Origin of the sequence: Enterobacter sp. JBIWA005 (assembly GCF_019968805.1) — a bacterium.
In the GTDB taxonomy this organism is placed as follows: domain Bacteria; phylum Pseudomonadota; class Gammaproteobacteria; order Enterobacterales; family Enterobacteriaceae; genus Enterobacter; species Enterobacter vonholyi.
Map to the genome: position 1 here is coordinate 2,252,336 of NZ_CP074159.1, position 24,773 is coordinate 2,277,108.

Annotated in this window: 25 protein-coding genes; 20 read left to right on the top strand and 5 right to left on the bottom strand. The window is 55.0% G+C overall.

All coding sequences use genetic code 11. The annotated features are described in order from the left end of the window. The first annotated feature begins 240 nt into the window (after nt 1-240). Nucleotides 241-906, top strand: a complete 666-nt coding sequence (locus KGP22_RS10685) for a MarC family NAAT transporter (protein WP_032651801.1) — start codon at nt 241-243, stop codon at nt 904-906. A gap of 44 nt (nt 907-950) precedes the next feature. On the opposite strand, the gene KGP22_RS10690 is transcribed toward KGP22_RS10685, so the two are convergent. Beyond that, entirely contained in the window at nt 951-2,147 is a 1,197-nt protein-coding gene (locus KGP22_RS10690) for a sugar transporter (RefSeq protein WP_223582259.1), read from the bottom strand. Between the two features lie 177 nt (nt 2,148-2,324). Here KGP22_RS10690 and KGP22_RS10695 point away from each other — a divergent pair, with 177 nt between their 5' ends. The 3 genes from KGP22_RS10695 (at nt 2,325) to KGP22_RS10705 (ending at nt 4,506) form a co-directional block, all read left to right on the top strand. Next, complete coding sequence (locus KGP22_RS10695; protein WP_223582260.1) at nt 2,325-3,113, top strand: PhzF family phenazine biosynthesis protein; 789 nt, start codon at nt 2,325-2,327, stop codon at nt 3,111-3,113. 27 nt (nt 3,114-3,140) lie between these two features. Then, nucleotides 3,141-3,932: a PhzF family phenazine biosynthesis protein gene (locus tag KGP22_RS10700; RefSeq protein WP_111964605.1), complete on the top strand. Its 792-nt coding sequence runs from the start codon at nt 3,141-3,143 to the stop codon at nt 3,930-3,932. Between the two features lie 91 nt (nt 3,933-4,023). Beyond that, the gene (locus KGP22_RS10705; RefSeq protein ID WP_111964604.1) at nt 4,024-4,506 is read left to right on the top strand and encodes a GNAT family N-acetyltransferase; all 483 of its coding nucleotides are present in this window, start codon (nt 4,024-4,026) and stop codon (nt 4,504-4,506) included. Here the strand turns inward: KGP22_RS10705 and KGP22_RS10710 are convergent. After that, nucleotides 4,460-5,338, bottom strand: a complete 879-nt coding sequence (locus KGP22_RS10710) for a LysR family transcriptional regulator (RefSeq protein WP_223582261.1) — start codon at nt 5,336-5,338, stop codon at nt 4,460-4,462. The two genes, KGP22_RS10705 and KGP22_RS10710, sit on opposite strands and share 47 nt — an antisense overlap. A 98-nt stretch (nt 5,339-5,436) precedes the next feature. Here KGP22_RS10710 and sad point away from each other — a divergent pair, with 98 nt between their 5' ends. The 9 genes from sad to KGP22_RS10755 all read left to right on the top strand — a co-directional run bounded on the left by sad (nt 5,437) and on the right by KGP22_RS10755 (nt 15,804). Then, nucleotides 5,437-6,825: a succinate-semialdehyde dehydrogenase gene (gene sad / locus KGP22_RS10715; protein WP_223582262.1), complete on the top strand. Its 1,389-nt coding sequence runs from the start codon at nt 5,437-5,439 to the stop codon at nt 6,823-6,825. A gap of 111 nt (nt 6,826-6,936) precedes the next feature. Then, on the top strand, nt 6,937-8,526 hold the full coding sequence (locus KGP22_RS10720) for a methyl-accepting chemotaxis protein (protein WP_149366900.1): 1,590 nt from the start codon (nt 6,937-6,939) through the stop codon (nt 8,524-8,526). Between the two features lie 62 nt (nt 8,527-8,588). Further along, nucleotides 8,589-9,515, top strand: coding sequence for a glutaminase B (gene glsB, locus KGP22_RS10725; RefSeq protein WP_111964600.1), 927 nt, complete (start codon nt 8,589-8,591; stop codon nt 9,513-9,515). Continuing rightward, nucleotides 9,515-9,871, top strand: a complete 357-nt coding sequence (locus KGP22_RS10730; protein WP_223582263.1) for a DUF4186 domain-containing protein — start codon at nt 9,515-9,517, stop codon at nt 9,869-9,871. Before glsB ends, KGP22_RS10730 begins: the two co-directional genes overlap by 1 nt. Nucleotides 9,872-9,984: 113 nt before the next feature. Then, on the top strand, nt 9,985-11,424 hold the full coding sequence (locus KGP22_RS10735; protein ID WP_223582264.1) for a GGDEF domain-containing protein: 1,440 nt from the start codon (nt 9,985-9,987) through the stop codon (nt 11,422-11,424). Between the two features lie 119 nt (nt 11,425-11,543). Then, on the top strand, nt 11,544-12,509 hold the full coding sequence (locus tag KGP22_RS10740; protein WP_149366902.1) for a sensor domain-containing diguanylate cyclase: 966 nt from the start codon (nt 11,544-11,546) through the stop codon (nt 12,507-12,509). An 82-nt stretch (nt 12,510-12,591) separates the two neighbouring features. After that, nucleotides 12,592-13,119 carry a GNAT family N-acetyltransferase gene (locus KGP22_RS10745; RefSeq protein WP_111964596.1) on the top strand — a complete coding sequence of 176 codons (528 nt, stop codon included), beginning with the start codon at nt 12,592-12,594 and terminating at the stop codon, nt 13,117-13,119. Between the two features lie 117 nt (nt 13,120-13,236). Continuing rightward, nucleotides 13,237-14,688, top strand: coding sequence for a tagaturonate reductase (locus KGP22_RS10750; RefSeq protein WP_223582265.1), 1,452 nt, complete (start codon nt 13,237-13,239; stop codon nt 14,686-14,688). Nucleotides 14,689-14,889: 201 nt separating this feature from the next. After that, the gene (locus KGP22_RS10755) at nt 14,890-15,804 is read left to right on the top strand and encodes a bestrophin family protein (protein ID WP_111964594.1); all 915 of its coding nucleotides are present in this window, start codon (nt 14,890-14,892) and stop codon (nt 15,802-15,804) included. Here KGP22_RS10755 and KGP22_RS10760 read toward each other — a convergent pair. Then, on the bottom strand, nt 15,792-16,340 hold the full coding sequence (locus KGP22_RS10760; protein ID WP_223582267.1) for a GNAT family N-acetyltransferase: 549 nt from the start codon (nt 16,338-16,340) through the stop codon (nt 15,792-15,794). The two genes, KGP22_RS10755 and KGP22_RS10760, sit on opposite strands and share 13 nt — an antisense overlap. A gap of 118 nt (nt 16,341-16,458) precedes the next feature. Here KGP22_RS10760 and KGP22_RS10765 point away from each other — a divergent pair, with 118 nt between their 5' ends. The 6 genes from KGP22_RS10765 to KGP22_RS10790 all read left to right on the top strand — a co-directional run bounded on the left by KGP22_RS10765 (nt 16,459) and on the right by KGP22_RS10790 (nt 21,934). Then, nucleotides 16,459-16,929 carry a GNAT family N-acetyltransferase gene (locus KGP22_RS10765; protein WP_223582269.1) on the top strand — a complete coding sequence of 157 codons (471 nt, stop codon included), beginning with the start codon at nt 16,459-16,461 and terminating at the stop codon, nt 16,927-16,929. Nucleotides 16,930-16,941: 12 nt separating this feature from the next. Then, nucleotides 16,942-17,382: a GNAT family N-acetyltransferase gene (locus KGP22_RS10770; protein WP_223582270.1), complete on the top strand. Its 441-nt coding sequence runs from the start codon at nt 16,942-16,944 to the stop codon at nt 17,380-17,382. Between the two features lie 145 nt (nt 17,383-17,527). Beyond that, complete coding sequence (locus KGP22_RS10775) at nt 17,528-18,523, top strand: alpha/beta hydrolase (RefSeq protein WP_223582272.1); 996 nt, start codon at nt 17,528-17,530, stop codon at nt 18,521-18,523. 44 nt (nt 18,524-18,567) lie between these two features. Then, nucleotides 18,568-19,308, top strand: a complete 741-nt coding sequence (locus KGP22_RS10780) for a response regulator (protein WP_223582274.1) — start codon at nt 18,568-18,570, stop codon at nt 19,306-19,308. Further along, nucleotides 19,305-20,606 carry an ATP-binding protein gene (locus KGP22_RS10785; protein ID WP_149366907.1) on the top strand — a complete coding sequence of 434 codons (1,302 nt, stop codon included), beginning with the start codon at nt 19,305-19,307 and terminating at the stop codon, nt 20,604-20,606. Before KGP22_RS10780 ends, KGP22_RS10785 begins: the two co-directional genes overlap by 4 nt. A 137-nt stretch (nt 20,607-20,743) precedes the next feature. After that, entirely contained in the window at nt 20,744-21,934 is a 1,191-nt protein-coding gene (locus tag KGP22_RS10790) for a cytochrome c biogenesis protein/redoxin (protein WP_223582276.1), read from the top strand. A gap of 5 nt (nt 21,935-21,939) precedes the next feature. Here the strand turns inward: KGP22_RS10790 and tam are convergent, their stop codons facing one another. Beyond that, nucleotides 21,940-22,698 carry a trans-aconitate 2-methyltransferase gene (gene tam / locus KGP22_RS10795; RefSeq protein WP_133295429.1) on the bottom strand — a complete coding sequence of 253 codons (759 nt, stop codon included), beginning with the start codon at nt 22,696-22,698 and terminating at the stop codon, nt 21,940-21,942. A gap of 437 nt (nt 22,699-23,135) precedes the next feature. On the opposite strand from tam, the gene KGP22_RS10800 reads away from it, so the two are divergent. After that, entirely contained in the window at nt 23,136-23,774 is a 639-nt protein-coding gene (locus KGP22_RS10800; RefSeq protein ID WP_223582278.1) for an acyl-homoserine-lactone synthase, read from the top strand. Nucleotides 23,775-23,788: 14 nt separating this feature from the next. Here the strand turns inward: KGP22_RS10800 and KGP22_RS10805 are convergent, their stop codons facing one another. Beyond that, entirely contained in the window at nt 23,789-24,481 is a 693-nt protein-coding gene (locus tag KGP22_RS10805) for a LuxR family transcriptional regulator (RefSeq protein WP_127730892.1), read from the bottom strand. Nucleotides 24,482-24,773 lie beyond the last annotated feature (292 nt).

Below are 24,773 nucleotides of genomic sequence, written 5' to 3' on the forward strand. Positions count from 1 at the left end.
AAGTAGTTAGTCACGGCAGATATTATTGCTCAGGCAAGTATAAGTCAACTGAATGAACCAGCCGATGCCACGAATTGCTAAAACGTTTCATGAACTTTTTTTAAGGTGTTTCAAATCATAGAGATAACTTCCTGTTATCTTTTCAGAAGGAAAATAATCGTTACGTTGCGCCCATGGCTGAATGTCACACTTTCCCCCTATAATTGCTGTGTTAAATATGGATAAGGACGACAACGCACTATGTTGGATTTAATAAAAGCAATCAGCCTTGGGCTGGTGGTCTTGCTGCCGTTGGCTAACCCGTTAACAACGGTAGCGCTGTTCCTCGGGCTGGCAGGGAACATGAACAGCGCCGAGCGCAACCATCAGTCGATGATGGCCTCGGTTTATGTGTTTGCCATCATGATGGTGGCTTACTATGCCGGACAGGTGGTGATGAATACCTTCGGGATTTCCATCCCTGGCCTGCGTATCGCCGGGGGGTTGATTGTGGCCTTCATTGGTTTCCGCATGCTGTTCCCGGCGCAAAAAGCGCATGAGTCGCCGGAAGCGACCAGCAAATCGGAAGAGCTGGAAACCGAACCGAGTGCGAATATCGCCTTTGTGCCGATTGCCATGCCCAGCACGGCGGGGCCGGGTACCATCGCGATGATCATCAGTTCCGCGTCGACGGTGCGCGACAGCGCAACGTTCCCGGACTGGGTGCTGACGGTGGCACCGCCGCTGATTTTTGCGATTATCGGTCTTATCGTGTGGGTGTCGCTGCGCAGCTCCGGCGCTATTATGCGCTGGGTAGGTAAGGGCGGTATCGAGGCAATTTCCCGTCTGATGGGCTTCTTACTTGTCTGTATGGGCGTTCAGTTTATTATTAACGGCGTGCTGGAGATTATTAAGACCTATCATTGATGTGATTGCCGGGTAAGCGCAGCGCTACCCGGCATAAATAAACCTTACCCGTGCTGCCCCTGTTCCTCCAGCGCCACCGGCCACTTACGGAAGATGAGCACTGACCAGATCAGCGCCACCAGTGCCGGAATGGCACCCAGATAGCCAATTGCCGACATCGACACATGCAGTATGACCTGATTTCCCACCAGCGCACCCGCGCCAATGCCGAGATTGAAAATTCCCGAGAACAGCGACATGGCGACATCCGTTGCATCCGGTGCCAGGGCCAGGACTTTCACCTGCATGCCCAGGCCAATAATCATGATCGCCACGCCCCAGAACAGGCTGAGGATTGCCAGATTGCTTTCGCTGCCCGCGGCAGGCATCAGCAACAGCAGGCAGGCCAGCAGCAGACCAATAGCGCAGCTCACCAGCGTCGAGGCATGCCGGTTACCCAGCTTGCCGAACAGCACGCTGCCAATAATACCCGCGCCGCCGAGGATCAGCAGTAATACGGTGGCAAAGTTGGCGCTAAAGCCCGCCACCACCTGCACAAACGGTTCAATGTAGCTGTACGCCGTGTAGTGTGCCGTCACGACGATGGCGGTCAGCAGGTAGATACTCAGCAGCGCAGGGCGGCGCATCAGCAGCGGCAGGCTTTTCAGCGAGCCGGAATGTTCGCTCGGCAGCGCGGGCAGAAGTTTAATCAGACACACCAGCGTCACCAGCGCGCCCATGCCGATAGCGAAGAAGGTGGTACGCCAGCCGAAGTATTGCCCCACGATGCGGCCAATCGGGAGACCCAGCACCATCGCCAGTGCGGTACCGGTGGCAATCAGGCTCAGCGCCTGGGCGCGTTTACCCGCCGGTGCGAGTCGAATAGCCAGCGAGGCGGTGATCGACCAGAACACCGCATGGGCAAAGGCAATGCCGATGCGGCTAATGACCAGCACCGTAAAATTCCACGCCATAAACGACAGTACGTGGCTTGCAATAAACAAGACAAACAGGCCGATCAACAGCCTGCGTCGCTCCATCTGGCTGGTCAGCAGCATAAACGGCAGGGACATCAGCGCCACTACCCAGGCGTAGATGGTCAACATAATGCCTACCTGAGCCGTTTCCATCTGAAAACTTTCAGCGATGTCAGACAACAGCCCAACCGGCACAAATTCTGTGGTGTTAAAAATAAACGCGGCAATGGCCAGCGTGACCACGCGTAGCCACGCAACCCTGCGGGAAACTGTGTTCGTTGTCATAGGGATGTCGGAGATTCGTTGCTGAAAAGAAGAGGAGACGATCTTAAAACGTTGAACGGCGAAAACTCAATCATTATGTGATGCAGATCTCAAAATTTACCTTGTGAAAGCGGTAGCCGGCAACGCTGTTTTCATTGAATATAAAAGAACAACACAATAAAAACAGGCGGTAAGACAATGCAGGAGATTGATTTTTATCTGGTCGATGCGTTCAGCAATATCACGTTCGGCGGCAACCCGGCTGCCGTTTGTCCGCTCAAGGAATGGTTGCCCGATGAGACTTTGCTGAAGATGGCACAGCAGCATAATCAGTCGGAAACGGCTTTTTTCGTCTGCACTAAAGGGGGCATTGAGCTACGCTGGTTTACCACGCTTACAGAGGTCAATCTCTGCGGCCACGCCACCCTTGCCGCTGCGTACGTTCTGTTTAATGAACTGGATTACCCCGACTCGCGGATCCACTTTGACACCGCCTCTGGTCGCCTGACGGTAACCCGGGAGGGGGAATGGATGACGCTGAACTTCCCGGCATGTCCAACCCATGAAGAGACACCTCCGCCGGAGATGCTCTCGGCGCTGGGTATCAGCCGCTACGTTGAAGCCCGTAAGGGGCGTGCATGGCTGATCGTGCTGGAAAATCGCCAGCAGGTCGAGGCGCTTGCGCCACACTTTTCGGCGATGACGCCGGGCGAGCATAAGGTGAGCGTGACGGCGCGCGGTGAGGGGGAATACGATTTTGTCAGCCGCTTTTTCTCCCCCGGCGTTTCCGTTCCGGAAGACCCGGTCACCGGCTCCGCGCACACGATGCTGATCCCGTACTGGGGTGAACAGTTGGGGAAAACAGCCATGCTTGCCCGTCAGGTTTCCGCGCGCGGCGGCGACGTGCGCTGTGAGCTGAAAGGCTCGCGCGTGCTGATGAGCGGGCAGGCCACGCTTTATCTGAAAGGCACAGTTTTTCTGCGCTAAATATCCATAACAAGAGAGGAAGAGACAATGCAGGAAATTGATTTTTATCTGGTGGATGCCTTCAGCGACAAAACCTTTGGCGGCAACGCGGCAGCGGTATGTCCTCTGGAAGAGTGGCTGCCGGACGAGACGCTGCTCAAAATGGCGCAGCAGCATAACCAGTCTGAAACCGCCTTTTTCGTGCGCACCGACGGCGGGTTTGAGCTGCGCTGGTTCACCACGCTGGATGAAATTAACCTCTGCGGTCACGCTACGCTGGCCGCATCGCACGTTATTTTCGAATACCTTGATTATCCGCACACCGAAATCACCTTCACCACGCGCTTCGTGGGCGAGCTGACGGTGAAACGCAGCGGCGACTGGCTGACGCTGAACTTCCCGGCGTGGTCAACGGAGGTTGTCGAGAACCCACCTGCGCTGCTGTTTAGCGCGCTGGGCATCACTGAGGCAAAAGAGGTGCGCGTCGGACGTGATTACCTGGTGGTGCTGGAGAGCCAGCAGCAGGTGGAAGCGTTAACGCCGGATATTGGGGCGCTGCTTCCGCTGGATAAAATGGTCTGCGTGACGGCGCCGGGAGAAGAATATGACTTCGTCAGCCGCTTCTTCTGCCCGGGCGAAGGGGTGCCGGAAGACCCGGTCACCGGATCTGCCCACAGCATGCTGATCCCTTACTGGAGCGAAAAGCTGGGCAAAACGTCGCTCAATGCTCGCCAGGTGTCACACCGTGGCGGAGATCTGCGCTGCGAGCTGAAGGGCGACCGCGTGCTCATAGGCGGTCAGGCCACCCTGTATCTGAAAGGGCGTGTCTTTTTGCGCTAACAGGGCGGAGCGATAAGTTAATACTATGAAGCACCCTGGCAGGCCTGCGCTATGTTGAAATTTAGCCTCATAAAAAAGCAAGGAGCCTGCCATGTATTCCATTACCTCTGAATCTGCACGTCACCCGGATATTCTTAGCCTGATCGCGGCGCTTGACCGCTATCAGAGCGAACTCTATCCCGCTGAAAGTAATCATCTGCTCGATCTGGCTTCGCTGCCGGAAGCTTCGCTGATCCTGATGATCATTCGCGACCAGCAGCTTCAGGCCGTTGGCTGCGGCGCAATCGTGCTCAACGGCGACGGAACGGGCGAGATGAAGCGGGTTTATATCGATCCGGCCCATCGCGGGCAGCATCTCGGCGAGACGCTGCTGGCCGCCCTGGAAGATGAGGCCCTGAGCCGTCATTGCCACACGGTACGGCTGGAGACCGGTATTAAACAGCGCGCCGCGGTGCGTCTTTATGAACAGTGCGGATACGATTTACGCCCGGCGTTTGCCCCGTACGTTGACGACCCGCTCAGCCTGTTTATGGAGAAGGCGCTGGTTGAAGACGTTCGTTTAGCAGCGCTATAAAGGCCTCCAGCTGGCGGGTCATCGCCCCGCGTCGCCACACCAGCCAGGTGGTGAGCCAGCGCCAGTTTTCCGCCAGCGGCCAGGCTTCAATCTGATGATGCCCTGGCATACTCTCCAGCATTGAGCGCGGCATCAGCGCGATGCCTGCGCCCGCGATAACGCAGGCGAGCATGCCGTGATAGGACTCCATCTCATGAATGCGGCCGGGCGCGGCGCGGTCAGCATGAAACCAGCTCTCCAGGTGTCGACGGTACGAGCAGTTGGCGCGAAAAGCGTAAACGTCGCTGCCGCTAACCTGCGCGGCGCGTGCGACCTCCGCGTGCCCGGCAGGCGTGACCAGCATCATCTCCTCCCGATAGACCGGCATGCCTTCCAGCTCCGGGTGCGACAGCGGCCCGTCGACGAAGGCGGCGCTGAGGGTTCCCTCCAGTACGCCATCGATCATCGTCCCGGATGGCCCGGTAGAAAGGGCAAACTGGATGCGCGAATAGCGCTGGTTAAACTGCGCCAGCGTTTCAGGAATGCGCACGGCTGCGGTACTTTCCAGCGCGCCGAGGGCAAATAACCCCTGCGGCTCATCTCCCGCTACAACCATGCGCGCTTCATCTACCAGGGCGAGGATTTGCTTGCTGTAGCGCAGGAAGTTATGCCCGGCCGGGGATAAACGCAAACGCTGGTTCTCACGAATAAACAGCTCAACGCCAAGATCGGCTTCCAGCTGGCGAATGCGGGTCGTCAGGTTAGACGGCACGCGATGCACCTTCTGCGCCGCCTGGGTGATACTGCCCGTCAGTGCGACGGCGTTAAACATTTCAAGCTGGGTTAAATCCATAATGTTCTCGTTTCGTGAATAAGGTGGTTAGTATTATTCATTTTTAAGAAATAGCAGAGTGAGCCACAATTAATCAACCGAAACACGTGGAGAACAACATGACTTATTCATCTGCTACACATGCCTTCTCTGTCAGCCCGGCCACGGGTGAAACCCTCTCAACCTGGCCTTGGGCAACGCCGGAACAGGTTGACCGCGCAATTTCTCAGTCCGACGCCGGGTACCGGCAGTGGCGTCGAGAAAGCGTTGCCCACCGGGCGCAAAAGCTGCGCGATCTTGGCGCCGCGCTGCGAAACCGCGCGGAAGAGATGGCGCAGACGATCTCCCGTGAAATGGGCAAACCCATCCTGCAGGCGCGGGCGGAAGTGGCAAAGTCCGCGGGTCTGTGCGACTGGTATGCCGAGCACGGCCCGGCGATGCTGCGTGCGGAGCCTACGCTGGTGGAAAACCAGAACGCGGTCATTGAATACCGTCCTCTGGGGCCGATTCTCGCGGTGATGCCGTGGAACTTCCCGCTCTGGCAGGTGCTGCGCGGCGCGGTGCCAATTCTGCTGGCCGGTAACAGCTATCTGCTCAAACACGCCCCCAACGTGCTCGGCTCTGCGGATCTTATCGCGCAGATCTTTGCGGATGCGGGTTTCCCAGAAGGCGTGTTCGGCTGGGTGAACGCCACCAATGACGGCGTCAGCCAGGCGATTAACGATCGTCGTATTGCAGCGGTGACCGTCACCGGCAGCGTGCGTGCCGGGGCAGCCATTGGTGCTCAGGCGGGGGCCGCGCTGAAAAAATGCGTGCTTGAGCTGGGCGGCTCTGACCCGTTTATCGTCCTCAACGATGCCGACCTGGATCTTGCCGTGAAGGCGGCGGTGGCGGGTCGCTATCAGAATACCGGGCAGGTGTGCGCGGCGGCCAAACGCTTTATTGTGGAAGAGGGTATTGCGAAGACCTTTACACAGCGCTTTGTCGATGCAGTTTCTGCGTTAAAGATGGGCGCGCCGGAAGAAGAAGAGAACTACCTGGGCCCGATGGCGCGGTTTGACCTGCGCGATGAACTGCATCAGCAGGTGCAGGCCACGCTTGCAGAAGGGGCAACGCTGCTGCTGGGCGGAGAGAAGATCGGCGGTGAGGGGAACTATTACGCGCCAACCGTGCTGGCGAACGTTACCCCGTCGATGACGGCGTTCCGCCAGGAGCTGTTTGGTCCGGTCGCGGCCATTACGGTCGCGAAAGACGCGGATCACGCCCTGACGCTTGCCAACGACAGCGACTTTGGCCTGTCTGCGACGGTCTTCACCGCTGACGCAGAGCTTGCGGATAAATTCTCACGCGAGCTGGAGTGCGGCGGCGTGTTTATCAACGGCTATAGCGCCAGCGATGCGCGCGTGGCCTTCGGCGGCGTGAAGAAAAGCGGCTTTGGACGCGAGCTTTCCCACTTTGGGTTGCACGAGTTCTGTAACGCGCAGACGGTATGGAAGGATCGCGTGTAATCCTTAATTTCGGCCCTCAGAGCGAGGGCCGTTGTCACTAATCTGCAATGGTTCTGTCATTTTCATTTCGTAGACTCGCTCGCGTCTAACGCCTTGTAAATGAAGCTAATTATGAACCTAACGCAAATTTTTCGCCGTATTGCGCAGCGTCTTACTCCCCGTCACTTTGGCCTGTTGACAGGGATCTTTTGCATTATTGGCCTTTTCTCCGCGCTGCAGCTCTCCTCGTCATTTCTGCTTAACGCCTCCCTGAACGACGCCCAGCGCAACGAGCAGCAAAACCTTCTGGCATGGCAGCAGCAGAGCAAGCTGGATCAGGCCCGTGTTTCCCTGCTGGCGGCAAGCGACCTGCTTAACCGGTCCGGCGTCTGGTTTATGCAGGATAAAGAGACCGGATCCGACGGGAGCTGGCATAGCCTGATGGATGATGCGCAAAAGGCGCTGAAGATTTCTCAGCAGGCATGGAAGGCCTGGCTGGCGCTGAATCCGCCGAAAGACGACGCGCTGGTGAACAGCTATCAACTTTTCTACGGCGCGATCGAAGAGCAGGCTGAAGGTCTGGTCAAAACCAACACCATCGACGCTTTTTTTGCCGTACCTGCTCAGGCGTTTCAGTCTGATTTTAATGACAACTATGCGCGCTATCAGCAGGCAAGCGAGAAGCAGGCCATGAAGGGGCGCCAGAGCCTCATGGCGCAGCTCTCCGGCCTGCAAACGTTGTTCCTGTTTGCGCCTGTGCTGTTGCTCGCCATCGCGGTTATCGTGTGGTTCGGCATGTCGAGATGGGTGATTACGCCGCTTCGTCGACTCATCGCGCATATCAACCGGCTGGCAGCAGGGGATCTCTCCGGCAAGCCGCCCAACGTCATGCGCTTCAACCGGGAGATAGGGCAGCTCAGCGACAGTATCGCCACGATGCAGCACGGCCTGCAGCAGCTGGTGACGCAGGTCAGCCATGCCACCGCCACGATGGTGGAAAACATCGGCTCCCTCGCGGAGGGTAACCAGAAACTGTATCAGCAGTCAGCGCGTCAGGCGAAAGAGCTTGAGGATGTGACGGCGCATATCGCGTCGCTGGAAAGCCATGTGGAAGGGAATACCGGCTATGCCAGGCTCGCCAGCTCGCGGGCCGATGAGGCGCGCCAGGCCGCCGTGGGCGGCGACCAGATGATGTTAACCGTAAACGCGTCCATGCAGGCGATCGTCGACCGATCGTCTGAGATGCGTGGGATCGTGGCGATGATCGACAGCGTGGCGTTTCAGACCAACATCCTGGCGCTCAATGCCGCCATCGAAGCTGCCCATGCAGGAAACCAGGGACGTGGGTTTGCCGTCGTCGCCCGGGAGGTCGGTCTTTTGGCCAGAAAGAGCAGCCACTCGACGCAGACCATACAGGAGCTGATCAACCGCTCGCTGCAGGGCATTGAAGACGGTTCCCGCGCCGTCACCCTGATGGAAGAGAATCTCCAGCAGGTCACCGGGCTGGTGGGTAATCTAAGCAGTTTGCTTAATGAGATCTCCGCTGCCACGCTCAGTCAGGGAGAGAGTATTCACCAGATGACGCGTCAGCTTCAGGCGCTGAATCAGGTCTCCCGTCAGACGGATTTGCTGGTCTCTGACGCCTCGGATGCCTCAGAGCGGCTGCAAAAGCAATCCGATCTTTTATTGCAGGCCGTTTCGCGTTTTCGTCTTAGCGCCTGACGTAATACATAAGCCTCTGTTATACTCGCAGCCCGTTTTAGCCTGAGGGCAAGGAGCAAAGTGTGGCTGCGGTCATCCATAATGAGATGTTGGACGAGATTCTGGCGCAGGTTCGTCCGTTAATTGGAAAGGGGAAGGTTGCCGACTATATTCCGGCCCTTGCCTCGGTAAGCGGGAATAAGCTGGGCATCGCTATCTGTACTATCGACGGACAGCGATTCCAGGCAGGCGATGCCACTGAACGTTTTTCCATTCAGTCCATTTCGAAAGTGCTGAGTCTGGTTGCAGCGATGCGCCAGTACGAAGAAGAAGAGATTTGGCAGCGCGTGGGTAAAGATCCTTCCGGCCAGCCTTTTAACTCGCTGCTTCAGCTCGAAATAGAACAGGGGAAACCGCGAAACCCCTTCATCAACGCCGGGGCGCTGGTGGTCTGCGATATGCTGCAAAGCCGCCTCAGCGCTCCGCGCCAGCGAATGCTTGAGATTGTTCGTCAGCTCTCGGGCGTTGACGATATTGCCTATGATGCGCTGGTAGCGCGCTCGGAGTTTGAACACTCCGCCCGTAACGCGGCTATCGCGTGGCTGATGAAATCCTTCGGTAATTTCCACAACGACGTGGCGACCGTCCTGCAAAACTACTTCCATTACTGCGCACTGAAAATGAGCTGCGTTGAGCTGGCTCAGACGTTCCTGTTCCTTGCGCATCAGGGTCATGCGCCGCATCTCGATCAGGAAGTGGTTTCTCCTCTGCAGGCTCGCCAGGTTAACGCGCTGATGGCCACCAGCGGGATGTATCAAAACGCCGGTGAGTTTGCCTGGCGCGTTGGATTGCCAGCTAAATCGGGCGTTGGCGGCGGAGTCGTGGCGATTGTGCCGCACGAAATGGCGATTGCAGTCTGGAGCCCGGAACTGGATGAAACGGGAAATTCGCTTGCCGGTGTCGCGGTTCTGGAGAAACTGACCCAGCGTCTGGGACGTTCCGTATACTGATGTCCGATCTTAATCCTCTTTTTTCCCGCCTGGCGCGATCGACATTTCGCTCGCGCTTTCGCTTAGGCGATAAGGAACGACAGTACTGCTGGAACAAAGGCCCCGAAACCATTGACCAGCATGCCGCGGATTTTGTCGAAAAGCGCCTTGCGCCTGCACACCCTGCAAACGACGGCAAGCAGACGCCCATGCGCGGACACCCGGTGTTTATCGCCCAGCATGCCACGGCCACCTGTTGTCGGGGCTGTCTGGCAAAATGGCATAACATTCCACAGGGTGTAACGCTCACTGCGCAGCAGCAAAATTATATTGTCGGCGTTATTCATCACTGGCTGGTGTTGCAAATGAACGCCTAAATTTGACGAGTTATGCTCCTGTGTTATTTGTGTTATAGATGCATCCTAAGTTAGTCCCAATCGTGCTTACGACCGCAATAATTGCCATAAGCTTTCATATGGAATGATATTTAATGCGTTCTGCTCTTACTGCCTTCAGGCCGTTCCAGGTTGACACGCCGCTGCGAAATGCATCGACGATCTTTATCCTCACCACCTTATTCTATTTTGTGGGCGCGGAGTTACGGCTCGTTGAGGCCCTCTCTCTGTTCTGGCCGCTGAATGGCGTCATGGCAGGGATCTTCGCCCGCTATGTTTACCTGAATCGCCTGCATTACTATGCGGTATGTTATGTCGCGATGCTGTTGTACGACGCGGTGACGACCAACTGGGGGATCGCTTCAGCGGTGATCAACCTCTCTAACATGATCTTTATCGTTGCCGTCGCCGTGCTGATTCAGCGCGACAAGCGGCTAATGAAGAAAACCCCCGATCCGCTTAACGCATTGCGCCTGTTTAACTACTGCCTGATTGCCGCGCTGCTTTGTGCCTTGCTCGGCGCGGTGGGGTCGGTTGGGATTGACAGTCACACCTTCTGGCCGCTGTTTGCCGACTGGTTTAGCGAGCAGTTCTCAACCGGCGTGCTTGTTGTGCCTTGTATGCTCACGTTACGTATGCCCGGGCGTGAACTCAGGTTACGTCTGGAGCAGTTGCTGCCTGTGATGGCGCTGATCGTCTCGGTGGTCGCTTCGGTGGTGATTGGCGGAGCGGGGAGCCTCTCGTTTCCTCTGCCTGCACTTATCTGGTGTGCGGTTCGCTACTCGCTGCCTGCGACCTGCCTGCTGACGTTTATCACGGGCGCCACTGAAATCATTTTGGTCGCCAATTCGATTATTAACATTGCCGTGGCGACGCCGTTTACGACGCCAATGATGTTTTCAGCCCGGCTGGGCATCGCCACAATGGCGATCTGTCCGGTGATGGTTTCCGTCAGCATGGCGGCGATTAATTCCCTGATCCGCCAGGTTTCGCTGAGGGCGGATTATGACTTTTTAACGCACGTCTACTCGCGTTCCGGGCTTTACGAGGCGTTAAAGCAGGAAGAAACCTACCGCCATACGCGTTTTCTGACCGTCATGCTGTTGGATATTGATTATTTCAAAAGCATTAATGATAACTTCGGCCACGAGTGCGGAGACCGCGTGCTGGCGTCGTTTGCCCGACAGGTTCAGCAGGTCGTCGGCGAAGACGGCATGGTGGCGCGCATGGGCGGGGAAGAGTTCGCTGTGGTGGTCAACTCAGGCGACGCGCAGCACGGTTTTGAACTGGCTGAACGTATCCGGTCCACCGTGGCCAGCCATCCTTTTACATGGCGTCACCAGACCCTCTATCTGACGGTCAGTATTGGCCTCGGAAGTGGGAAGGCAGAGTCATGGCAGTTGACCGAGGTCTTCAACAAGCTCATGGCCGAGGCGGACGATCATCTCTATCGTTCAAAAAAAGCGGGTCGAAACCGTACCAGCGCCCGGGTGGCGGACGAGCAAATTGCTACGCCTTCCGGGAGTGAAACATAGCTGCGTTAATCGTCATAAGGCATTGACGTGAATAGTAAGCGGCTTAACAGGACGTCAGAACACTGACAATGTTTCTGTTTAAGCTACGCTTTTAGTAACGCTTTACGTCAGGAGACATTATGAAAGCACCTGCAACCCCTGAAAATGAAACGGAACGTCTCAACTCGCTGCGCGAGTCTGGTTTGCTTGAGATTGACAGTTCCCCGGCGTTTGACCGCTTAACGCGTCTGGCAAAACGCTTTTTCCAGGTGCCGCTGGCGATGGTCAATCTTATCGATGAGCATTCGCTGATCGTCAAGTCGGCTGATGGTCAGGCACCGAGCGCCGTTCCGCGTAACATCTCATTCTGTGGACATACGATCCTCACCGAAGCGCCGCTGGTGGTGGGGGACATGCTTCAGGACGATCGCTTTGCGGATAATCCGCTGGTGGCCGGTGAGCCGCGCGTGCGGTTTTACGCGGGCTTCCCGCTGCGCCTGCGTGACGGCGCGAGCGTGGGCTCGCTGTGCCTGATTGATTACGCTCCCCGTGAGTTTTCAGCGTCCGACCTCGCCGTGCTGGGGGACCTGGGCGCGCTGGCGGAAGATGAATTTGCTGCCATCAGTGCGGCGACCACGGATGAATTAACCGGGTTATTCAACCGTCGGGGCTTTAATCAGCTTGTGCGTTTCACGCTTTCCGTTGCCCGGCGCCGGGCTGAGCCGCTGACGCTTGGCTGGCTGGATTTGGATCGTTTTAAGGAAATTAACGATCGCTACGGCCATGAAGAGGGAGATAAGGCGCTGAAAGCCATGGCGCAACTGATGCGTAGCTCATTCCGTGAAGCAGATCTGCTGGTGCGTTTTGGCGGAGACGAGTTTGCCGTGCTGTTTGCGGATACGGATGAGCAGGGCGCCTGGATTGCTATGCAGTATCTCGCCGAGCAGGTAGAAAGTTATAACGCCCGTAAGCTTCACCCTTGGTCGCTTCACTTCTCATGGGGGCTCAGCGAATTCGATCATAACGGCAACGATCTGCAGCAGTGGTTAAAAGATGCCGATGAAAAGATGTATGCCATGAAACAGCAGCGCCAGCGCGCCCGGTGACATAACAAAAGCCTATGTTCGATCCGTTTGCGTTAAGAAGATGTTAAATGCACAGTGATGGTATTCAACGTAAGGAAAAACAATGAATACCTCACTGCAAATCAAAAACCTCACCCGAGACGAAATTCTTACCCATATTGATGCGCTGGCCGGGATCCTCGAAAACTGCGTAAACGGCGGGGCATCCGTCAGCTTTATGCTCCCTTATAGCCTGGATAAGGCCCGTATTTTCTGGCGCGGTATTGCCGAAAGCGTAGCGCGAGGCGAGCGGCTGGTGCTTGTCTGCGTCGATGCGCAGGACGGCGTCATCGGAACGGTGCAGCTGATCACAGACCAGCCGGAAAACCAGCCGCATCGGGCCGATGTGGCAAAGCTGCTGGTTCATGAGAAAGCGCGCCGGAAAGGGGCCGCGATGGCATTGATGGAAGCGCTGGAAGCTGAGGCCCGGGCCAGAGATATTTCGGTTCTGGTGCTTGATACCTCCACCGGTAGCGGGGCCGAGACCTTCTACCAGCGTGCCGGCTGGCAAAAGGTTGGTGAGATCCCGCGCTACGCGCTGATGCCGGACGGTGCCATGACGGCCACGTCCGTGTTTTATAAGTTCCTGTAAATATTCTGCACAACTACGCGACGTATTGATCAAAACAGGGTTTCTGGTCGTTAAGTTTTGATAAGTTATCGTACCAATCTTATCAGGCTGTATGACTAATCATAAAAGGAACCCCTTGTGAACACGCTCAACCGTCGTGATTTTCCCGGTGCTCAATACCCAGAACGCATCATTCAGTTTGGTGAAGGCAACTTCCTGCGTGCGTTTGTCGACTGGCAAATCGACCTGCTAAATGAACATACCGATCTTAATGCCGGCGTGGTTATCGTCCGTCCTATTCAGAGCGATTTTCCACCGTCGCTGAGCACTCAGGATGGTCTCTATACCACTATCGTTCGTGGCCTGAACGGGCAGGGGGAAGCGGTGAGCGAGAGCCGTCTTATCCGCTCCGTTAACCGTGAAATCAGCGTCTACGATGACTATGACGCGTTTCTGAAACTGGCTCGCAATCCGGATATGCGGTTTGTTTTCTCGAATACCACCGAAGCGGGTATAAGCTACCACGCAGGTGACAAATTCGACGATGCCCCTGCAGTGAGCTATCCGGCGAAGCTGACGCGACTGCTGTTTGAGCGCTTCAGCCACTTTAACGGTGCGCCGGATAAAGGCTGGATTATCATTCCGTGCGAACTGATTGACTACAACGGAGACGCCTTACGTGAACTCGTTCTGCGCTATGCGCAGGAATGGGCGCTGCCTGCGGCCTTTTTCCGGTGGCTAAACGACGCCAACTGCTTCTGCTCGACGCTGGTAGACCGTATCGTGACCGGTTACCCGCGCGATGAAGCGGCTGCGCTTGAAGCTGAGCTTGGTTATCACGATGGGTTCCTGGACACGGCTGAACATTTCTATCTGTTCGTTATCCAGGGGCCCGCATCCCTTGCGCACGAACTTCGTCTGGATAAGTACCCGTTAAACGTGCTAATTGTCGATGACATCGGGCCTTACAAAGAACGCAAGGTGGCCATTCTGAACGGCGCGCACACGGCGCTGGTGCCGGTCGCCTTCCAGGCCGGGCTGGATACGGTAGGCGAGGCGATGAATGATGCCGAGGTCTGCGCGTTCGTCGAAAAAGCGATTTATCAGGAAATCATTCCGGTCCTCGATTTGCCGCGTGAAGAACTGGAATCTTTCGCCAGTGCGGTAACTGGGCGTTTTCGAAACCCCTACATCCGACACCAGCTACTCTCCATCGCGCTTAACGGCATGACCAAATACCGCACCCGCATCCTGCCGCAGCTGCTGGCAGGGCAGAAGGCGACGGGGCAATTACCAGCACGCCTGACGTTTGCTCTGGCCGCATTGATCGCGTTTTATCGCGCGGAGCGTAATGGGGAGAGCTATCCGGTGCAGGATGATGCATGCTGGCTGGAACGTTATCAGCAGCTGTGGGCGCAGCACCGCGATCGGCAGCTGAGCACCCGTGAACTGGTGCAGTCGGTGCTCAGCGTGAGTGAGCACTGGGAACAGGATCTGACGCAGGTGAACGGTCTTGTCGACCAGGTGACGCTGGATCTGGATGCCATTCTGCTTAAGGGCATGCGCGCCGCGGTTAAACCGCTTTGCTAATGCGTTCACCCGGCTTCGGCCGGGTTTGAATAGGTACCATTTAGTTACAACATACTATGTGCTTTGTTTTTAAAAAATCACATGCAGCACCGTGCGGTTTTCGCTACTCAGGGGAGAAAATGCAATGTTCCGTTAACATGCTTGCAACGGTGACGGGGATCACGTTTAATAGCCTCGCTCTTTTCTTTCCTGAAACTCACTATGATCGTTCGTCCTAAACAGCACTGGCTACAACTGATTTTTGTCTGGCACGGTTCGGTACTTCCCAAGATCTATACCCGATTGCTGCTCAACTTCCTGCTTTCTATCGCCGTTATCCTTATGCTGCCGTGGTATACCTCGCTGGGGATCAAATTTACAGTGGCGCCATTTAGCATTCTCGGCGTGGCGATCGCTATCTTTCTGGGTTTCAGAAACAACGCCTGTTATTCACGCTACGTCGAGGCGAGGCTGCTCTGGGGGCAGCTGATGATAGCGGCACGCTCGCTGTTTCGCGAGGTAAAAAACACCTTGCCTGACGATAAGCACCTGGGCGAATTTGTCCGCCTGCAGATTGCTTTTGCCAACTGCCTGCGCATGACCCTGCGCCGGGAGCTGAACGCCGAGCAACTCTCTCGCTATCTTGCTGCGGATGATTTACGTCACGTGATGAGCGCCAACTCACCGGCGAACCGTATTTTACTGATCATGGGGGAGTGGCTGGCCGTGCGGCGGCGAAACGGGCAACTCTCAGACATTCTGTTCCATAGCCTGAACAATCGTCTGAACGACATGTCTATCGTCCTTTCCGGCTGCGAGCGCATTGCAACCACGCCGGTGCCGTTTGCCTATACGCTGATTTTGCACCGCACTGTGTATCTATTCTGCATCATGCTGCCGTTCGCGCTGGTTGTGGACCTGCACTACATGACGCCCTTCGTTTCGGCGCTGATCTCCTACACCTTTATCTCGCTGGACACCCTGGCGGAAGAGCTGGAAGATCCATTTGGCACCGAAGATAATGACCTGCCGCTGGACGCCATCTGCAATATGATGGAACGCGATCTGCTGCAGATGAACGATGAAGAGAACATCCCGGAAAGGCTGATGCCGGATAAACATTATCAGCTGACCTGACGGGCGTTCCACTCTTCGCGGGTGATTTCCCACAGCTCGGAGTCCAGCATCCCGCTGACGTAGGCTTTCTTTTCCGTCCTGATAAGCCGCATGCCGCTACTGTCTGAAATACGCCGGGAGCGGCTGTTGGCGGCGGCTTTCGGTGCGCGCAATACGGGTTTGTTTAGCGTATTGAACCAGTAATCCGTCGCGGCAATACTGGCTTCGCGCATATATCCGTGCCCCTGAAATTCCGGCGCGAGCCAGAACCCGCGGTTGTTGTCCTCGACGTCGTACAGGCAAATAATGCCCATCAATTCATCCGGCATATCGCGTCGCCGGATGCTCCAGAACCAGGCAATCCCTTTTGCCATATCCGGCAGCGCCACGTTGTTGACATAGTTTTCCGCGCCGTTATCCGGGTAGGGCCAGGGCACGGAGGAGACCATATAACGGACGATCTCCCAGCGCGGATAAAGCGTTTGTATCTGGACGGCATCTTCCGCTACCAGCGGTTTCAGCAGTAAGCGTTCTGTCGTGAGCGTCGGTATCGTCATGCGCGGATCTCCCTATTTAGGCGTTATGCTTTTGTTTGCGTTCTGGTATTTTCATCTTAAAAGCACTCTATCTCAGCTAGCTCACCTTTCCATCCTACTATCATTTGCAGAGGTCACTATGGCATTGAGACGAGCCAACCCGCAGGAAGCCGAAACACTCTGGAACATTCGCAACCAGGCGATTCGTCACGGCTGTAAAACCAGTTACGATGCCGACGTCATTGCGCGCTGGACGCCGGATCTCATGCCCGAACGCTATCGGCAGATGGTCATTGAATACCCTTTTTACGTGGTGGAAGATGAAAAGGGCGACGTTGCGGCGACCGGCTATCTGGATCTGGATACCCACTGTCTGGAGGCGATATTCACCTTGCCCGCGGCATTCGGTAAAGGGATGGCGACCCGGATTATCGAGGCGCTCAAAAATGAAGCCCGTAGCCGGGGGATAACCCGTCTGAGGCTGGATGCAACGCCTAACGCCCAGTTGTTTTATCAGAAATTGGGGTTTGTCACGCTGCGCGAAAACTATCATCACTCGCGTATGGCGGGGTCTGATTTACGCTGTTTCGAAATGGCGATCGACTTGTAATGTGAGGAACACATGGCCGTCACGGTAAGACCTCTAAGCGAAAACGATTATTCCCAATGGCGACCGCTGTGGGATGGCTATACCCATTTTTATGATTGCTACCTCGAGGAATCCGTCACCGCAGCGACGTGGGAAAGGGCGCTCTCAGCGCATTCACCGATGTTCTGCCGGGTGGTAGAGAAGGACCAAAAGGTCATCGGTTTCGCGATGTGTATTCTGCATGAAGGAACCTGGTCTACCGCGCCCATCTGCTACCTGGAAGATCTGTTTGTTGATGCCGATGAACGCGGGGCGGGAGCAGGTAAAGCGCTCATTGACGCCCTGATTGAGGAAGGCAAGCTCGAAGGGTGGTCAAAACTGTACTGGGTCACCCGGGAGAACAACCCGGCGCGTAAACTCTATGACAAATACGGTGAGGCTGACGATTACGTCCGCTATCGCCTCTCCCTTTAAGGCGACAACGCCTGTGTTTGTATCACACTGTATCAAGGTCCCGGATACATACACAGGCTTGCAATAAACCCGCTTTCGCACATATCCGCTATACACTGCAGTGTTGTTATATCCCCGTGAATTGTAATCAACCGGAGATACCAACATGTTTAGCAAACTCGCGTACTCGACCCTTGCACTGACCATTTCTCTTGGCACCGTGATGTCCTGTCAGGCTGAAGTCACCGGCACGAATATCGCGGCCGCCTTTGATCATCCGCAGCAAATTAACGCCGGCGATCTGAACGTCGGTTATGTCGACCTCGGCCCGAAAGACGGTCAGCCGGTTATTTTACTGCACGGCTGGCCCTATGATATTCACAGCTACGCCGAGGTTGCGCCCGCACTGGCGGCAAAAGGCTATCGGGTTATTGTGCCTTCTCTGCGCGGCTATGGCACCACGCGCTTCCTGTCAGCCCAAACGCCGCGCAACGGCCAGCCTTCAGCCATGGCGAAAGATATTGTGAACCTGATGGACGCCCTGAATATTAAGCAGGCGGTATTTGCAGGATATGACTGGGGTGCCCGAACGGCAGATATCGTTGCGGCGCTGTGGCCCGAGCGCGTTAAGTCACTTGTTTCAGTGAGCGGGTATCTCATCAGCAGCCAGCAGATTGGCAAACAGCCGTTGCCGCCAAAAGCGGAGCAGCAGTGGTGGTATCAGTTCTACTTCGCCACCGCGCGCGGTGCTGAAGGCTATGCGAAAAACACGCATGACTTCGCCCGTTTAATCTGGTCTCAGGCATCGCCTGACTGGAAATTTAGCGATGCTGTCTTTAACGCCAGCGCCAAATCCCTCGACAATCCGGACCACGTCGCCGTGACGCTCAGCAACTATCGCTGGCGCTTAGGGCTGGAAAAAGGCGAGCGCAAATACGACAGCTACGAGCAAAAACTGGCCACGCTGCCGAATATCACCGTTCCAACGATCACCATCGAAGGTGGGAACAACGGCGCGCCGCATCCTGCACCGCAGGCCTATGCGGGTAAATTTACCGGTAAGTACGAGCACCGCACCTTCGGCGCAACCGTAGGGCACAACCCGCCTCAGGAAGACCCGCAGGATTTCGTTAAGGCCGTTGTTGACGCTGACAAACTCTGAAATGTGCTATTTTCAGTACGTTACCCTTCGGTCTGGAGATTTCGGTGGAGCATATTGATCATATCCTTGTCGTCGATGACGACAGGGATATTCGTGAACTGATTGTCGATTACCTCGCTAAGTCTGGTTTTCGCGCGACGGGCGCGGCCAACGGCAAAGAGATGCGCATCGTGCTGGATAAACAGCATATCGACCTGGTTGTGCTGGATGTCATGATGCCCGGCGATGACGGCCTTACGCTGTGTCGAGAGCTGCGCGTCGGGAAACATAAAGATCTCCCCATCCTGATGCTGACGGCGCGCAACGAGGAGACGGACAGGATCCTGGGTCTGGAGATGGGCGCGGATGACTACGTGGTGAAACCATTTGTCGCCCGCGAGCTGCTGGCGCGTATCAAAGCGATTTTACGGCGTTTTCGCACGATGCCGCCCAATCTACAGGTGACGGAAGCAGGGCGGCTAGTGATGTTTGGTGAATGGCAGCTCGATACCGTCGCTCGCCACTTAATCGATCCGGAAGGGGTAATTGTGGCGCTCAGCGGCGCGGAGTATCGGCTGCTGCGCGTTTTCCTTGACCATCCGCAGCGCGTGCTGACCCGTGACCAGCTGCTCAACCTGACGCAGGGGCGAGACGCCGAGCTGTTTGAACGCTCAATCGACCTGCTGGTTAGCCGGGTTCGCCAGCGTCTCAACGAAGATGCCCGCATGCCCGCTTATATCAAAACCGTGCGCAGCGAAGGCTACGTTTTTACGATGCCAGTGACCATCAAAGAGGTTAACGAATGAGGCTCTGGCCACGCTCGCTGCTGGCCCGTTTGCTGCTCGTCGTGCTGGCCGGTCTGCTGCTGGCTAACGCCCTGAGCCTGACGCTGGTCATGGTTGAACGCATGCACAGCGCCCGCACGGTGATGCTTGGTAATCTGGAAAACGATGTCGCAACCAGCGTCGCCATATTAGACCGCTTACCGGCGAGCGAACGTGCCGCCTGGCTGCCGCGGCTTGAACGGGGTAACTATCGTTATATTCTGGGCACAGGGGAACCTGGCGCAGCGCCGACGGATAAGCGTTCGCAAGATGCTATCCGAACCTTAAAAGCGACGCTTGCCGCGCATTACCCGCTTAGCTTTACCGCGGTTCCCGGCGCCATTTCGCATATTCAGGCCCATCTTACGTTACGCGATGGCGCACCGCTGACCATCGACCTGATCCCGCGCATGCCGCCCGTCGCCAGCTGGCTACCGGTCGTTCTCATCCTGCAGCTGCTGGTTCTGGCTGTCTGCTCCTGGATAGCCGTGCGGCAGGTCGTGCGGCCTTTTTCACACTTTACCCGCGCGGTGGATGCGCTGGATCCGGCGGCCAGCACGCCAATGACGGAAAAAGGGCCGCTTGAGGTGCAGCGGGCAGCGCATGCCTTCAACGCCATGCAGGCGCGCATTCAGTCTTATCTCCGGGAACGCGCGCAGATCCTGGCCTCGATTTCTCACGATCTCCAGACGCCCATTACCCGCATGAAGCTCCGCGTCGAAATGGCCGGAGAGCCTGAACTTCGCGACAAACTCCTGAACGACCTTGATAACATGTCTCGTCTGGTGCGGGAGGGCATTGCGTATGCCCGGTCATCGGAATCACTGGAGGAGACGTCGCTTAAGCTGGAGCTGAACGCCTGGATCAACAGCATCGCCTGCGATTACCAGGACATTGGTAAAAACGTGCACTTTCAGGCAGGCGAAGCCCGCTTGCCCATCGTCACGCGGCCGCAGGCGCTTCGCCGGGTGATGACCAATCTGCTGGATAACGCCCTCAAATTCGGCGAGCATGCTGCGATTTCAATTGACGATTCATCAGACAGCGAGGTCATTATTCACATTGTGGACGACGGTCCGGGGATCCCCGAAGCCGAGCTTGATGCGGTATTACAGCCGTTTTATCGGGTTGAAACCTCGCGCAACCGCGAGACTGGCGGGACAGGACTCGGACTGGCGATCGCCGCGCAGCTCACCGCTCAGCTGGAAGGAAAGCTCAGGCTGGCGAACCGTAACGGGGGCGGGCTGGACGTCTCCATTACGCTACTGCGCCGTGAGTAAAATTGTACGGCTTTGTATCTCTCTGCCTGGGCGATACAGAGCCAGACAAAACCCTCGCATTTACACATATCCTGAACACATCCGCACGCTTAAATAGCCTCACTGCAGCGTCGCAGGACTTGTATTGTGAGGTTTCTATGTTTCTGGTTATCGCTTTTCTGGGTGGGATGATAAGCCTGCTCAGCCCATGTACGCTCCCGGTTATTCCACTTTTGTTCGCCGGTTTCCAGGGCCAGCGTCGGCATATTCTGGCCCTGCTTGCTGGGATGATCGTGATGTTTACCCTGGTGGCGATGGCCGTCACCGTCGCCAGCGAGTGGATCGCAGAGGCAACCATCGTTGGGCGCTGGGTCGCGCTCGTCATTCTGGCCACTGCCGCGCTAGCCTTAATTTTTCCGTCTTTCGCCCAGCGTATTGCGGGACCGGCCGTCAGCGCGGGTAATGTTCTCAACACCCGAAGCGGGCAAACGCGCGGAATGGCATCGGCTTTTCTGGCCGGGCTTGCTGTAGGACTGCTCTGGTCTCCCTGCGCCGGTCCCATTCTGGGTGCGATTTTCGGCATTAACATTGCGGGGCATTCCGCTATTACCACCGGCGCTCTGCTGGCCGCCTATGGCAGCGGATGCGCAATGATGCTGGGATTACTCGTCATTGGAGGCCGCACGCTGATGGCACCTTTAAGGGCAAAATCGGCGCTAATGGAAAAGCTGCGACAGGGTGCAGGCGTTGTGATGTTAGCGACCGTCGCATTTAACGCGACGGGGATGACTTCGCTGCTTAAAGGGGCAAACGGCGTCTCGGACCGTCTTGAAACCGCGCTGTTAAATCTGACGAAACCCACAGCCACGCCGGTGAAGCTTGAGCCGATAGTGATTACAGAGCCCAGCAGTCAGCTGCCTTCGCTCAGCGGTGGAACAGGGTGGGTGAACGGTGACCCTGTCACGTCTGAATCGTTACGCGGGAAGGTTGTACTTATTGATTTCTGGACGTGGGACTGCATTAATTGCCAGCATACGCTCCCCCATGTGCGGGAGTGGGCCATTAAGTACCAACCGCAGGGTCTGGTGGTGATCGGAGTTCACACCCCGGAATACCCCTGGGAAAAACCGCTTTCGTCGGTTAAAAATGCGGTGAATAAATGGCAACTGCCGTATCGGGTGGTCACGGATAACAACTATAAAATCTGGAATGCTTTCGGCAACCAGTACTGGCCAGCGCATTACTTTTTTGATGCCAAAGGGCAGCTGCGCTATACCGCCTTTGGCGAGGGGGACTATGAGCAACAGGAAAAGGTTATCCAGCAGTTGCTCAAAGAAGCTCGGTCATAGCCCGTTCAGGGCTGGCGTTGAGCCACGATAAACAACCGGGGGAAAGCCAGCAGTATCTGCCCGTTTTCCTGAAGCGGATACTGCTCTTCCAGCAGTTCATGGTAGCGTTTCAGGAAACGTTTCTGCTCGCTTTCATTCAGTTCCTGGAGCCAGGGCCGCAGGCCGGTGGCGCTTACCCAGTCAATAATGGCCTGATGAGAGCTCATTTTGTGATAATAGGTCGTCCGCCAGATATCCACGTCACAGCCAGCCTCCGACAGAATATCGTAATAAGCATGTACGCCTGGCAGAGGCTCGCGGCCACGGTCTGGGTAGTCTTGCTCAAGCGCCACTTCACGCATCGCCACATGGGTCGGTTCCAGCCAGTTGTCAGGCATCTGGATCGCCAGTACGCCATTTAGCTTAAGCAGGGAGACAAGATGTGGCAGGAGATCGTAATGGTCCGGAACCCATTGCAGCGACGCGTTGGCATAAATCAGGCCCAGCGGCTGGCCAGGCTTGTACTGACGGATATCGGCCTCAATAAAGTGGCAGTCAGGTAAGGCTGCGCGTGCTTCCTCAAGCATGGCAGGGGAGTTATCGACCCCGGTGATATGTGCAGATGGCCAGCGATGCTTCAACAGCGCCGTGCTGTTTCCTGGTCCACAGCCTAGATCAGCGATGGTAGCGATCTCATCCAGAGGAATTCTGGCGAGCAGTTCTGCAGCTGGACGCGTTCTTTCTGCGCCAAATTGCAGGTAAAGAGAAGGGTTCCAGTCGGTCATCATCAATTCTCCGTTTGGCATGCTTCTGCAAGAATAGCACAGGCAGGCGCCTTCAAAGCGGTACGGGAGAGGTTCAGGGCAGATGAATTCCGCAGTTTCTGTGAAACAAAAGAGAGGAAAAAAAATAAGAAAAAGGAAATATTACCCCTTAAAGGATTAAGGGGCAATGTTTTTATTGTAATAATTTTATGATTATTGTTTTTTAATATTTTATCGGCAAAGTGCTTCTTATGTTCTGTACCCGAAACTTTAAATATTAGATAATAATCGATGGGTATATCCCTGGTGTTTCATAGGTCTTTGACCTCCTGACCGCTTAGTTTTGCGAGAACTTCGTGGTCAGGTACTTTTTAAGTATAGGGAATATGCGGCACAATGAAAGCTGTCCTAAGAGACAGGTGAAACTAGTTTCAGGTGTTATTATCAGGAACAAGAGAATGAATTCTGTCATTGAATTTTTTTTACACGACTACGATGATTTACCACCAGCATTAGCGCGCGAACTCTACAGACTCAGAAGAAAAACTTTTCGGGAGCGACTCGACTGGAAGGTGGAATGCGTCGAAGGTATGGAAAAGGATCAATTTGATTCCCATAACACGACATACTTACTGGGTATGTATGATGGGCAGCTGCTATGTGGCGCGCGATTTATTAACGCAACGCAGCCGACAATGATAAGCGAGATCTTTCACAACTATTTCGATAATCCCATTGTTTTTCCAGAAGATGTTCCCTGCTGTGAAGTGAGTCGTTTATTTTTAGATAAAGAAATACGAGACTCCGCAAGCCTGCAGGGCGTGCCCGCCAGTAAAGCATTGTTTCTTGCAATGATTATTTATTGCATTAAGAATAAATATCATGGGATGTACGCAGTAGCCAGCCGTGGGATGTATGCCATATTTCGCCATGCTAACTGGAAAGTTGAAGTTATTCAGCGCGGTGTTTCTGAAAAAGGGGAGGTTATTTACTATATTTACATGCCTGCCAGTATAGGCATTATTGAAGACATTATTAGCAAAGATAAATCCAGTCACTGGCTTCGTGAAATGCTCGAGCATCTACACCATTTATAACCAGTGGCTGAGGCTTACTCCTCCAGTAACCGGAGTTCCGTTCCAAGTTTTATTGCGTGTCTGGCATTATTCACACCGAGTTTTTTCATTATATTGCCCATATGGAATTTAACGGTGCGCTCAGCAATAGACAAAATAACAGCAATTTCTGCGTACGTTTTCCCGGCACTGACCCATTTAAGGATTTGGCGCTCACGTGGCGACAAGAAAACATTCTTTTTCTGCTGATGCTGACTATACAGATTGAGTGTCTTCTGATGTAACTGAACAAGGAAGCGTAGAAATTGCGGCCGATACTTCTCTATGTCAATGCCAGAATGCTTAGGACTGATGACGGATAAGACAACAAGATTATTCAGATAGTCATGCAGAGGAAACGTCTGTCCCTGGTAAATATCATACTGGACACTTTCGTCGAAAATGCGTGTCAGGTTATAACCATCCGACAGTACGACATCACTTTCCCAGAAAAAATCTTCAACACAGCGCAAAGCCCTAATAATGACAGGGTCAATGAACTGGTATTTTCTTTCAAGGTAGATATTAAACCACTCAGGGCTATTATTGATTATCCTCATCTGTGAAGGATCTTTCTTGTTCATAATAGCGTAGGCGAAGACGATCCCTTTGAAATCCTCAAAAAACGCGTCAAGCTCACTCTGAATTAGCGTATTGATCGTTATGTCGTTGTAATATGTATCCTTCACGTGAGTTGCTGCCTCCTGTTCGAATGGAGGAGCAAGTATAATATGCTTCGTTATCCGTAGCGAGTCGCATTTTAATCCAGACAACAGATAAGACAGGCTACCTCAGCGGGCAGCCTTGTGAACGTTTGGCATTTTTGAATGGTAAATGCAGATGACTCAGGGAATTGTTGATGATTTTATCGAATTGCGAAATCGTTCACTAAATATAGTAGCTGCAAAATTTAGGAGGTTTTCCCTTTTCTTACGCGTAACGTACAAGCATACCGTTTACATACGTCTATAAATCAGGATT